This window comes from Xanthomonas sp. D-36-1 (assembly GCF_017746155.1).
Classification (GTDB): Bacteria; Pseudomonadota; Gammaproteobacteria; order Xanthomonadales; family Xanthomonadaceae; genus Xanthomonas; species Xanthomonas cissicola.
Genome location: NZ_JAGHWR010000061.1, coordinates 1 through 12380, shown reverse-complemented (window position 1 = coordinate 12380; position 12380 = coordinate 1). Strand labels below are relative to the sequence as shown.

The following is a 12380-nucleotide window of genomic DNA, read 5'->3' as shown; positions in this document are numbered from 1 at the left end:
TGATCAGACCTTCCTTAGAGGCGTAATCTGTCCCGGCAATGGGATCGTGCTCTTCTTTCCTGGCAAGGATCTTGACTTGCACATTGCGCGCCTGTGCTGAGCCCACATTCGTCACGCGGAAGCGATAGTTCTTACTGTCACGGTAAAGATCGAGCTTCACGTGCGCAGATCCGCGTCCAGCATCGCTGGACAGCAGCAGTTCCAGCTGCTTTTCATGCAAGGCGGCAGTGGCACGGTTCTTTGTTGGACCTCGCGCTCATCGACCACACCCTTGACCCCACCGTAGTGGTCTACATGGGAATGGGAGTAGATCACCGCTTTTACCGGCAGCCGACCTACGTTTGCTCGATAAAGATCCAGCGCCGCCTTGGCCGTTTCCTTGGATACCAAGGGGTCGATAACGACCAGCCCAGTAGCGGTCTCGATGATGGTCATGTTCGACAGGTCCAGGCCACGCACCTGGTACACATGCTCTGTCACCTTGAAGAGCCCCGCGATGCGGTTCAGGCGCTCCTGCCGCCACAGGCTAGGGTTGACGGTATCGGGTGATGTTTCGTCCTGCAGGAATGCGTAGGAACGCATATCCCAGATGACTTGTCCCTTCTCACCGCGAATGATGCCGTCGAACGGGGCGATCAATCCGCGCCTTGCCAAATCGAAGTCTGCGCGATCGCTGAAATCGAGCTGGGAGAGAACGCGGCGATTCACCTCCTGAGTAGCTGTACTCGCGCTGCCCGGCATGGTGCGATGCGCAGTGCCAGTGCTGGAAGCGACTGCAACGCCGGAGGCGACTACCAGGGAAAGCGTCAGGATGCCCGAAAGACACCCGCGAACCGGGTGCACAATATCGTTCATTTTTGCGGCCTTTCGACTAACGGTGATCGAGCGGAGAGCGTTCGATGTAAGCAACGACCGTGATGAGAGCTGCTGCTACAGCAGTTCGACTGGCGCCAGAGTGAAGCTCGGGGGCTGGAACAATTATTCATCAACCCAACGTGACGCTTGTGTCAGCGAAGAAGGCTGCGCTTTTGCGCGCGATCGGCACCCGTGATTGATGCCTGGTCAAGTGAGCGCGGTTGCGCCGTCGTTGATGAGACAGATATCGCCGGCCACAGACAGATCGGAAATCCTTATTCCCCAGATCTTCCGACGCTACGCTCACGTTCTGCTGGTTGCCGGACCTTACATGGCTGCAATGCAGGTCAGATAGATGATCGTGCGCTGGTCCATGCCAACATTGAAACTGAGGTCGCAGAACCAGCACAGCGACGGCGACAGACGCGTACATCCATCACAGAGCGCGTTTCGATTTGAGTTGGCGCGCCACCCGAGGGATCGAAATACTCATTCGATCTTCGAGCAGCGCGTTTGGATCGATAAATTTACGCACGGACGATCCGTGTGCAACGTTCTCTCGGTCACGCAATTGGCTGAAGAGTCCGGCATTATGATCAGCGTGTTTGCCACACCGCGCGCCGCCGTACGATGGAACTGCCACCCGGATATACGGTGGCGATCACTCTTCGTATCAGCGCAGCCATACAGCCGAGGATAGGTGTGGGGAACATTGCCCCTTCGCCAGCGAGTCTCTTCGCTGGGAAGCATCTTCCGTTGACCAATGGACGACCTTTCGGTCGTTGTCCCAACGGATTGGGAGCTGCCTCGGCGGGTCCACGCAAGTTGCGTCGCTCGCCTGCCTGCAAGGACAACGTACGTTGGCATTCCTAGACTCTCTGGACGAGTTGCAATCATGGTTTTTACGGAATTGTTGTGCTCGCTTGCCGGGCAAGGGAATGAGGCGCCCGAAGGTGCTCAAGGCACCTACCTACGGCAACTAAAGTAAGGAGCCGGGCCTCTATGCACGCGATTGATGCAGTTCTTCAACATGAAGCGAGGGACCGATTACCGTTCGCCGTTCGGAAAATCTTCAGCAGATGTGTTGCATCGCAGCAATATAGGTGTATGCTGCAACGCAACAAACGGTCACGGCTTTCCCCAAGGGGTTCGCAATGTCGGCGCAGTTCGAAAACAGTTTCACCAGCCAGTTCGCTTCTGCCGCAGCACGTGCCAACCAGTTGGCATTGGAGACGCTGGAACGCAACGTCAACGCGACCAGCAGCTTCTTCGGCGAATTCGCGCAGGCGCGGGATCTGGGCGCGTATCAGACGCTTTGGCCGAAAGGCCTGCAGGTAGCGCGAGATAACCTGGAACGCCTGGCCTCGGTCAATCAGGAAGTGGTCGGGCTGGGGTTGAAGATGTCCAGCGAGCTTGGGCAGTTCGCCAAGCAGCAGTTCGAAAACGGCAGCGATCAGGCCGGCGCATCAGGCAAGACCCGGCGTAAGTAAGCGCCAATAAAATTCAGCGTCTTTGCATGGGTCCCTCCCCCCGTGCAATCCGGCCCGACAGATCCCTCCCTCTGTCGGGCTTTTTTATTGCCTGCGCAAGCACGCCGTGCCAGCTAGCGCGGCAACTGCAGCCCTTGCGCCTGGGCGGCAGCCTCGGCGCCCGGGCGCCACGGGATCCGGCCCCAGTACGGCGTCGCCAGGCGCTGGCGCAGCATGCCGATGTTCTCTTCGATGCGCTCCATCTTCGGATCCACTTCATTGGCGATCCAACCGATGCACTGCAGTCCATCGGCAGCAATGGCAGCAGCAGTGAGGCGCGCGTGGTTGATGCAGCCCAGCCGCACGCCGACCACCAGCACCACCGGCAGCTGCAAGGCGCGCACCAGATCGGCTTGATCCAGCGTCGCACTCAGCGGCGCGGCCCATCCACCCACGCCCTCCACCACCACCACCTCGGCCTGCGTGCGCAATTGCGCGAACGCGTGTGCGATGGGCGCCAGCGCCAGCGTCACGCCGACCTCAGCTGCTGCCAGCTCCGGTGCCAGCGGCGCCGGCAAGGCGTAGGGATTGAGCACGGCGTAATCCGGCTGAGGATCGCTGGCCGCCTGCAGCGCGAGCGCGTCTTCGTTGCGCCAGCCGTGGGGCGTGTGCTCGCAGCCGCTGGCCACCGGCTTCATGCCGACGGCGCTGTGGCCGCGCGCGCGCAACGCGTGCAGCAGCGCGGTGCTGCCCATGGTCTTGCCGATGCCGGTATCGGTGCCGGTGACATAAAAAGCCGGATGCTGCATACGCCTGATCCTGCGGCCGCGCCGCCATTGCCGTAAGGGCGCGCAGCATAACGTGCGCACCGGATCCATGGCTGAGGCCGGTTGTTTCTCGTTTGCCTGCGGGAGCACGCTGCCTACGTGCGCGGCCCTGGCTGCCTTGGTGGGAGCAGGTGCCGATGTCCGCGGTCGGGCACGCGAGATAAGAGCGCGGTGTCGAACATGCGTGCCGCTTCCGGCGAATTCTGCATGTTGTGATGCCAGCAGGTCGGAGCGCCCTGCCGATGGCAGCTCGCGCGCGTTCCCTGCCCGGTCGCAACCACGCTGCAAGACGGCCACTGCTAAACTTTGCCGATGTTCACCACCTCTTCGCTGACCGGCAGCAAGCCGGAACAATATGCCCAGCTCACCGCCCAGGCCCAGGCACTGGTGCACGGCGAGCCGGACCGGATCGCCAATGCCGCCAATCTGGCCGCGCTGATCTTCCATTCGTTGCCGTCGCTCAACTGGGCCGGCTTCTACTTCTACGACGGCCGCGAGCTGGTGGTGGGGCCGTTCCAGGGCCTGCCGGCATGCGTGCGCATTCCGCTGGACAAGGGCGTGTGCGGTGCGGCTGCCAGTACCCGGCAGAGCCAGCGCATTGCCGATGTGGACGCGTTCCCTGGGCATATTGCCTGCGATTCGGCATCGCGCTCGGAGCTGGTGATTCCACTGGTCAAGGGCGATGCGCTGATCGGCGTGCTGGACCTGGACAGCCCGGAGCTGGACCGCTTCGATGCCGACGACCAACGTGGCCTGGAAGCCATTGCGCAACTCTTCGTAGACGCGCTGGCGTGACCACCGAGCGGATGCGCAACATCGGCCCGAAGAGCGCGGCGTGGCTGCGCCAGGTCGGACTGCGCACGCAGCAGGACCTGCAAGCGGTCGGTGCGGTGGGCGCATTCGTCAAGGTGCGCCGCGCGGGCTTTAAGCCCAGCCTCAATCTGCTGTATTCGCTGGAAGGCGCGTTGGCCGATTGCCATTGGCAGGACGTGCCCGAAGCGCGACGCCATGCCTTGCTGGCCGAATACGAAGCGGCCAGCGCGCTGCTGCCGGTGCGCGGCCGCGCCATCGGCGGACCCGTGGAAACCGTGCATTACGCGCGTGCCGACGACAACGACATGCACGGCGATGCGGACACTGCGGACGATGACGCCGCGGAGACGACACACGACGACTGAGCGCGCGGCGTGCGGCACCGTCCATGCGGCGCATGGCGTCAACGCGCGGCGGCGTCCCGCAGCGTGGGTGCGAGCGAGGCACCCAGCGTCTGTCCGTGTGTAAGACCGGGAAGCGGCCGATAGTCGGCCTTGATGCCCGGTAGCGAGGACAGCAGCGCGACGAGCTTGGGGGCTGCGTGCGGATCTGCGCGCGGCCTTCCGGGCCGCTCGGTTGGCGTGGCGCGTGCCGCTGGGTTGCGTGTGGCAGGTTCGCCCTCGCCTGCCATCACCGTCACGCTCCGCGATACCTGCGGCGTGTGTGCGTCTGTCGATTTCGCAGCATCCACCACGCGGTGCGCCTGATCGACGATGAAGCCATCGCCCCACCACAGCGACGGATCCAACGCGACGTAGTGTTGAAACAGCTGCGGCTGCGTCAGCAGCACGTGCAACACGAACAGCCCGCCGTACGAGTGACCCCACACGGTCTGCCGGCGAGTGTCCACCGCAACGCGCGCCTCCACCTGCGGGCGAATGCGCGTCGCGATCAGTTGCGCGAACGCGGCCGCGCCGCCGGTGCGACGTTGCGGATTCAACGGATCGGTCTCCACGCGGCCGTCGCCGTAACGCGCGGGCGTGTAATCCAGGCTGCGGCCGATCGCATCGATGCGTAGCGCGCTGTCATCGGCAATGAACACCAATACCGGTGCATCGCCGTGCGTGGACAGGCTGTCGAGCAGATGCGCGTCCAGCTCCATCAATGCCGCGTTGCCATCCAGCAGATACACCACCGGATAACCGGCCGTCGGCGGTGGCGTTTTTGGCACGGCGATCCGTACGCGATACCGCCGTTGTCCGTCGGCAGCCGTCAGTCGCAGCGCGCTGAACACATAGGACGCGCTGGCACGGTCGGCAACGGTACTGCCGATCGTGCGAGACAGATCCGGCTGCGCGAGTGCCGGTGTGGCACACACGAGCGATAGCGACATGCAAATGCAAACGGTCCACCGACAGCGATGCATCGAAGCTCTCCTCATGCGCACCGCCCGCCCGGCAGCGGCAGTGTTGTGGTGGCCAACCTCAGAAACCAAAGCGCAACGTCGCCCAGTACGCGCGCCCCGGTTCGTTATAGGTGGCCGCGCCTGCTGCACCACCGGTGTTGTTGGTGCCTTCGCGAAACAGCCGGGTGTCGAACAGGTTGTCCACGCCCACGCCAAGGCTGACCGTGCGGGTGACGCGGTAGCGCGCACTGATGCTCCATACATCGTAGGGCTCGCGCGTGTCGGGGGCGATGGCGCCGCCGCTGGTGCTCGACTGCGTGGCCGATTCCTGCTTGCCGTAGAACGTGCCGGCGAGCAGCAGCGACAACGCTTGCGTCGGTTGCCAATCCAGCGTGGTGTTGACCGTGTATTCCGGGATCACCGACAGTGGCTGACCGGTCGCGGTGTTCTTGTTCTCGATCATGTAGGTGATGTTGCTATTCCACTTCAACACGCGGCCCTGCTCACCCAACAACGGCAGGGTGAGATTGCCTTCCACGCCCTGCACGATCGCCTCCGATGCATTGGCCCACTGAAAGACCTGCCCGCGTCCATCGGCGGTGGTGCCGACCGGCACCAGGCCGGCGACGATCTTGTCGTCGTACGCGTTATGGAAGTAAGTCAGCGAGGCATGGTGGCCGCTCTGCGGTGCCCACTCGATGCCGATCTCCTTGTTGATGCTGGTTTCCGGATCAAGGGTGTCGTTGCCCTGGATATAGCAGCCCGAGCCGAGGTTGGGGAACAGCACCGGGCAGCCATTGCCGCGCGTGTAATACAGATAATTGGTGTTGGATTGATACAGGTTGGGCGCCTTGAAGGCGCGCGCGATGCCGCCCTTGAGCAACCAGTCTTCGCTGAGCCTGTACTGCACGTTGAGACTGGGGCTGAGGTTGTTGCCGAACTGACTGTGGTGATCCAGGCGTACGCCTGGCGTCAGCGTCAGCCGCTCGCTGGCGTAGATGTTGTCTTCCAGATACACGGCACTGAGCGAGGCTTGGCTGCGTGGACTGCGCGTGCCTGCATCCAGACCGGGGAAGCCGCCACCGGCGGTCACCGTCTGCGACATCGAATACGCATCGTTGAGACGGCTCTGGCGGCGCTCGAAACCGAATGTCAGCACCTGTTCGGCCCATGCCTGCAGTGGCAGGTTGAACTCTCCGTCGATGTTGAGGTTATCGAGCGTGGCGGTGGAATCGAGCAGGTTGGCGGCGATGGACCCTTCCGGGCCACCGGCCAGGCCTTCGTTGAGGCGGGTGTTGTCGGTGCCTTCGTAGGCGGCGGTGAGGCGCGAGGTGCCCAGCGCCCAGGTGCCGCGATGGGTGAGCGAGAACGTGCGGCGCAGCATCGTGTTGGTTTCGCTGCCGAACAAGGCAGTGAGATCGGCGCCGGCCAGACCATCGGCGCTGACCGCGCGATCGCCCGCGTAGAGATTGCCCTGGCGGCTGAAGCCGGCATCGAGTTCGATCACCTGCCCTTCCATCGGATCCCAGCGCAACAGGCCATTGATGTCCTTGTTGCGCACGCCCTCGCGCCCGGCCGGCGGCACTGCAGTGGAGTTACTCGCAAAGCGGCGATTGAGCTCCAGCGAATCCGGATCGGTCTTGTTGAGATTGCCGTACAGACGGAACGAAAACGTGTCCGACAGCGGGCCACTGAACTGGAATCCGGTGCGTTGACCGCCGCCTTCGGCGCTGTGCTGCGGCACCAGACCGAACACCGTCATCGCACCGGCCAGATCGCCGGTGGGTTTCTTGGTGATGATGTTGACCACGCCACCGGAGGCGCCCGAGCCATACCGCGCTGCCGCCGGGCCGCGCAGCACCTCGATGCGCTCCACCGCGTCGGCCGGCACCCAGTTGGTGTCGCCGCGTGTATTGCGCTCGCCACTACGCCCCATGCGCACCGCATCGCGCGATCCCACCGGCTTGCCATCGACCAGAATCAGCGTGTTTTCCGGCCCCATGCCGCGCAGATCGATCTGGCGGTTATTGCCGTACTGCCCGGAGGCACTGTTGCCGGTGAGATTGACGCCCGGCATGCTGCGCAGCAGCTGCGAAAGATCGTTGACCGGCGGGCGCCGTTCGATATCTTCGGCGGTGATGACCGATGTACCCAGCGCCTGGCGCGCAATCTGCGCTGCAGTGACGTGCACGGTGTCCAGCGATTGCGGATCGGCGACAGTGTCTTCGGCGGAGGCGCTGAAGATGCAGCTGCCGCAACCCACCGCAACAGCCAGCACCAGCTGACGATGGGACAGGATGGGACAACGTGCAGGCACAGGCATCCATGGCCGGCGTGATGCGGACATTTTCAAACCTCTCGACAGGAGATAGACCTCTGGCGACGGCTTGAGGTGAGACGGTGGGGGTGCTGCGTGCAGCAGGCGCACGATGGGTGTGCGAGGCAGTGCCGCAGTCAAGATTGTCCAGGCATTCTACACAGATGCGATTCATTCTCAAATCGAATTGTGGTGATGGCGCAGCTGCATGCCGGCAGTGCAGTACTGCGGCAGCTCATACAGTCACGTCCGGCGCACGCATCGCGGGCATCTGCATCAACGGCGTATAGACGCGACGGTCGCGCAACTGGTGTCGATCGAAAGCGCCGAACGCCGTGACGCAGAGCGGTGTTGCAGGCTACGCGTTGATAAAGGCGGTGTCTGCAACACACGCCAATCGCGCAGCGCGCCTTACCTCAACGCAAGCAGCTCGCGCATGTCGTCGATGATGGCCACGGCACCGGCGGTCTGTACATCGAAGCCACGCAGATAGCCGTAACGCACCATTGCCAACGGCATGCCGGCTGCATTCGCGGCTGCGGCATCGGTGGCCGAATCGCCGGCCATCAAACACTGTTGCGGGCTACGCTGAAAATGGTTGGCAAGCTGCAGCAGCGGCGCCGGGTCGGGCTTGCGCTGCGGCAACGAATCGCCACCGAGCACACGGCTGAAGTGCCTGGCGATGCCCAGATGCTCCAGCAACGGCGCGATAAAACGCGCAGGTTTGTTGGTGCACAAGGCCAGCGTGACGCCCGCATCGCGCAAGCCCGTCAGCGCCTCGGCAACGCCGGGATACAACTGCGGGTCGTGCAGCAGGCTCGCCTCGTAATGGCGCATCATCACCGGCATCGCCGCATCGGCATCGCAGGTGCTGCCGGCTTCGCGCAGTGCGATGGCAAGCAGGACATGCACACCTTCGCCGATCCAGCCGCGGATCGTTTCTTCGCTGAACTGCTGTAGCCCCAGCTCCTGCAAGGCGCCGTTGAGAGCCTCGGCAATATTGGGTGCGCTGTCCACCAGCGTGCCATCCAGATCGAAGATCACCAGCGAATACGGAAACATTCGGACGGCCTCGTGTGTGGGAGAGGCGCAGTGTACGCAGTGCAGGATTCAGCGCGCGTCACTGCGAAGCGCTGGGGGTTGCTCGCCGCCTGCGTCAGATGCAGCCATCGCCGCATGCGGCATGCAATGCAGCACGGACCGCTCACTCCAACGGCGGCATCTGGCCGAACAACTGCCCCTGCACCGCGCCATCCTCGACATCGCTGAAACCGCTCAAGCCCACACCGACCAGGCGATAGCGCGTCTGCGCGGGCAGCTCCACGCGGCGGGTCAATGCCAGGGCGATCTGCGCCAGCGCCTCCTGCGAGGTAGGCGGCTGCTCGGGCGTGTAGGAGCGCGTCAGGATGCGAAAATTCGAGGTCTTCAATTTCAGCACGACGGTACGGCCGATGCGTTCGGTGCGGCGCGTGGCCAGCCAGGTTTTTTCGGCCAGGCGCAGGATGTGCGGGTCCAACGCATCAAGCGCCAGATCTTCGCTGAAGGTGTCTTCCGAGGACACCGATTGCACTTCCTGATCCGGCTCGACCGGGCGCTCGTCGATGCCGCGCGCGCGGCGATACAGACTCTGACCGAAACTGCCGAAATGCGCCTGCAGTTCTTCCAATGGCCGCTGGCGCAGATCGGCCACGGTGACGATGCCCAGCGCCGCCAACTTGCCATCCATCACCTTGCCCACGCCGGGAATGCGATTGACCTTGAGCGGCAGCAGAAATGCATCCACGCGGCTGGGCGCGATCACGAACTGGCCATCGGGCTTTCGCCAATCCGACGCAATCTTGGCCAGGAACTTGTTCGGCGCGATGCCGGCCGATGCCGTGAGCTGGGTTTCTTCGCGGATCTGCGTGCGGATCGACTGCGCGACCTCGGTGGCCAGCTGCATGCCGGTTTTGGCTTGCGTGACGTCCAGATATGCCTCGTCCAGCGACAACGGCTCCACCAAGTCGGTATGACGATGGAAAATCTCGCGCACTTGCCGCGACACCGCCTTGTAGCGCGCAAAATCCGGCGGCACGAAGATCGCATCCGGGCACAGGCGTTCGGCACGCACGGCCGGCATTGCCGAGCGAATGCCGAAGGTCCGCGCTTCGTAGGAGGCCGCGCGCACCACCGAACGCGCACCGCGCCAGGCCACCACCACCGGCTTGCCACGCAGGCTAGGGTCGTCACGCTGCTCCACGGACGCATAGAACGCATCCATGTCCACGTGCACGATCTTGCGCATCAAGCGGATTTCTCTGTCGCAGGTCTGCGCCCATGATAAGCCAGCGTCGTCTCACATCTTGCGTCGAGAGACATCGCCGCGCATTCGTAAAGCGAGCACGAGCGCGCACCGAACACCAACGGTCGCGCATCCGACGACAGCGCGTGCAAGGCCGACGACGCAGGCCCGCACGCACGCGTCGACCGCAGGCCCGAGCGCTGTGATGTGGCATGAAGCAGCGTATCTGCGCACTGCGCAGTCAGCGGAAAACAGCACGCATGCGTACGGATAAAACGTTTGATTGAACCGCGCGACCTCATGCACCCTTCCCGGCCTCGCCTTTCGCTCCTTGCAGGAAACGTTCGTCATGACTCGTCAAAGTACGTACTCGCGCGACCAATTGCTGGCCAGCGCGCGTGGGGAATTGTTTGCGCCCGACAGTGGCCGTCTGCCCAATGATCCGATGCTGATGTTCGACCGCATCACCGAGATCAGCGACACCGGCGGCGCACATGGCAAGGGCGTGATTCGTGCCGAACTGGATATCCGCCCGGACCTATGGTTCTTCGGCTGCCACTTCATCGGCGACCCGGTGATGCCAGGCTGCCTGGGCCTGGATGCGATGTGGCAGCTCACCGGCTTTTTCCTCACCTGGATCGGCGCGCCGGGCCGTGGCCGCGCATTGGGCTGCGGCGAGGTCAAGTTCACCGGCCAGGTGCTGCCCAGCGCCAGGCTGGTGCGCTACGAGATCGATGTCAGCCGCGTCATCAACCGCAAGCTGGTGATGGCGCAGACCGATGCACGCATGCTGGTAGATGGGCGCGAGATATACACCGCCAAGGATCTCCGTGTGGGCATGTTCACTTCAACGGAGAATTTCTGATGCGTCGCGTCGTCATTACCGGAATGGGCATCACCTCACGCCTGGGCAACGATCTGGACACCGTCTCCAGCGCACTGCGCGAGAGCCGCTCTGGCATCACCGCGCTGCCCGATCACGCCGAGGCAGGCCTGCGTAGCCAGGTCGGCGGTGCGGTGGCGCTGGATCTGGACAGCCTGATCGACCGTAAGCTCAAGCGCTTCATGGGCGATGCCTCGGCTTACGCATACCTGGGAATGCGCGATGCGATCGCCGATGCGGGCCTGGATGCCGAGCAGGTCAGCGGCCTGCGTACCGGCGTGATTGCCGGCTCCGGTGGCGGCTCCAGCCAATGGCAGGTGGAAACCGCCGATCTGCTGCGCAACCGTGGCGTGCGCAAGGTGGGCCCATACATGGTGCCGCGCACGATGTGTTCGTCGGTGTCCGCATCGCTGGCCACTGCGTTCAAAATACGCGGACTGAGCTACTCGCTGTCGGCCGCGTGCGCGACGTCTGCGCATTGCATCGGTGCGGCGGCAGATCTGATCCGGCATGGCGCACAGGACGTGATGTTCGCCGGTGGCGGCGAAGAACTGCACTGGACGATGAGCGTGATGTTCGATGCGATGGGCGCGCTGTCCACCGGTTTCAACGATCGCCCCGCCGTGGCCTCGCGCCCGTACGATGCGCAGCGCGATGGCTTCGTCATCGGCAGCGGCGGCGGCATGCTGGTGCTGGAAGACTACGATCACGCCATCGCACGCGGCGCACGCATCCATGCCGAACTGCTCGGCTATGGCGTGACCTCCGACGGTGCCGATATGGTCGCGCCCAGCGGCGAAGGCGCCGTGCGCTGCATGCACATGGCCATGCAGGGGCTGCAGCGTCCCATCGATTACCTCAACACGCATGGCACGTCCACGCCGCTGGGCGATGTCACCGAACTGGGCGCGGTGCGCGAGGTATTCGGCGACAACGTGCCGCCGCTGTCTTCGACCAAGGGGCTCTCCGGGCACTCGCTGGGTGCGGCCAGCGTGCACGAGGCGATCTACAGCCTGCTGATGCTGCGCGATGGCTTCATGGCCGGCTCGGCGCATATCGACGAACTCGATCCGCGCGCCGAAGGCTTTCCAATCTTGCGGCAGACGCAGGACGCGACCTTGAACACGGTGATGTCCAACAGTTTCGGCTTTGGTGGCACCAACGCGACACTGGTCTTCGGACGCACCTAAACCATCTGCCCGCATCGGTGCCAGCCAAGCCGATGCAGGCATTCACATGATTTCGTCTGTCGCGCTGCAGCGCCTACGTAAACCGCTGATCAAGAGCCCTGTCCGAGGCTGCTGGGCAGACTGCGGTCATCAGACGACGCTGCGGCTGCAGAGGGGGTTTCATGCGGACGCGCCATCCAGGCCGATCCGAACGCGGCAGCCGCGCCGATGCCCCAGACCACGGATGAAGCGGTGCTAAGTTTCACCGCCGTGAGCGGCGCGTCCTGCTGAGCGGCCGTAGTGGCGGCAGCGGCAAGCCCGGCAGCGGCGATGTTTGCTGCACCGCTGACGCCTTGCAGCACCCGGCTTGGGAGAACGGTGGCGGTATCGCTGGCAGCACGCACTAGGGAAGGTCTGATCA

At 63.7% G+C, this 12380-nt stretch carries 11 protein-coding genes and 1 pseudogene; 5 read left to right on the top strand and 7 right to left on the bottom strand.

The window, feature by feature from the left end:
* Positions 1-156 precede the first annotated feature (156 nt).
* Positions 157-855: an MBL fold metallo-hydrolase gene (locus J7367_RS16315; protein ID WP_081027942.1), complete on the bottom strand. Its 699-nt coding sequence runs from the start codon at positions 853-855 to the stop codon at positions 157-159.
* A 1154-nt stretch (positions 856-2009) separates the two neighbouring features.
* Here J7367_RS16315 and J7367_RS16310 point away from each other — a divergent pair.
* Positions 2010-2345 (top strand): phasin family protein, encoded by a 336-nt coding sequence (locus tag J7367_RS16310; protein WP_003484072.1) that lies wholly within the window; start codon positions 2010-2012, stop codon positions 2343-2345.
* A gap of 113 nt (positions 2346-2458) precedes the next feature.
* Here the strand turns inward: J7367_RS16310 and bioD are convergent, their stop codons facing one another.
* The gene (bioD, locus tag J7367_RS16305) at positions 2459-3133 is read right to left on the bottom strand and encodes a dethiobiotin synthase (RefSeq protein ID WP_057662972.1); all 675 of its coding nucleotides are present in this window, start codon (positions 3131-3133) and stop codon (positions 2459-2461) included.
* Between the two features lie 330 nt (positions 3134-3463).
* Here bioD and J7367_RS16300 point away from each other — a divergent pair, with 330 nt between their 5' ends.
* Both J7367_RS16300 and J7367_RS16295 read left to right on the top strand, forming a co-directional pair.
* Positions 3464-3946, top strand: a complete 483-nt coding sequence (locus J7367_RS16300) for a GAF domain-containing protein (RefSeq protein WP_003484068.1) — start codon at positions 3464-3466, stop codon at positions 3944-3946.
* On the top strand, positions 3943-4329 hold the full coding sequence (locus tag J7367_RS16295) for a TfoX/Sxy family protein (RefSeq protein WP_022559997.1): 387 nt from the start codon (positions 3943-3945) through the stop codon (positions 4327-4329). The genes J7367_RS16300 and J7367_RS16295 overlap by 4 nt, the downstream gene beginning before the upstream one ends.
* Before the next feature lie 38 nt (positions 4330-4367).
* Here the strand turns inward: J7367_RS16295 and J7367_RS16290 are convergent, their stop codons facing one another.
* The 4 genes from J7367_RS16290 to dinB form a co-directional block, all read right to left on the bottom strand.
* Positions 4368-5330, bottom strand: coding sequence for an alpha/beta hydrolase-fold protein (locus J7367_RS16290; RefSeq protein ID WP_057662975.1), 963 nt, complete (start codon positions 5328-5330; stop codon positions 4368-4370).
* 58 nt (positions 5331-5388) lie between these two features.
* Positions 5389-7632: a TonB-dependent siderophore receptor gene (locus tag J7367_RS16285; protein ID WP_057662978.1), complete on the bottom strand. Its 2244-nt coding sequence runs from the start codon at positions 7630-7632 to the stop codon at positions 5389-5391.
* Positions 7633-8037: 405 nt separating this feature from the next.
* Entirely contained in the window at positions 8038-8688 is a 651-nt protein-coding gene (gene gph / locus J7367_RS16280; RefSeq protein ID WP_057662981.1) for a phosphoglycolate phosphatase, read from the bottom strand.
* A 142-nt stretch (positions 8689-8830) separates the two neighbouring features.
* Positions 8831-9910, bottom strand: a complete 1080-nt coding sequence (gene dinB, locus J7367_RS16275; protein WP_057662984.1) for a DNA polymerase IV — start codon at positions 9908-9910, stop codon at positions 8831-8833.
* A 346-nt stretch (positions 9911-10256) separates the two neighbouring features.
* Between dinB and fabA the strand changes: the two genes are divergently transcribed.
* Complete coding sequence (gene fabA, locus J7367_RS16270) at positions 10257-10772, top strand: 3-hydroxyacyl-[acyl-carrier-protein] dehydratase FabA (RefSeq protein ID WP_003484052.1); 516 nt, start codon at positions 10257-10259, stop codon at positions 10770-10772.
* Positions 10772-11980, top strand: coding sequence for a beta-ketoacyl-ACP synthase I (gene fabB / locus J7367_RS16265; RefSeq protein WP_057662987.1), 1209 nt, complete (start codon positions 10772-10774; stop codon positions 11978-11980). The genes fabA and fabB overlap by 1 nt, the downstream gene beginning before the upstream one ends.
* Before the next feature lie 89 nt (positions 11981-12069).
* Here fabB and J7367_RS16260 read toward each other — a convergent pair.
* Positions 12070-12380 (bottom strand): annotated as a pseudogene (locus J7367_RS16260) (hypothetical protein); the annotation flags it as partial.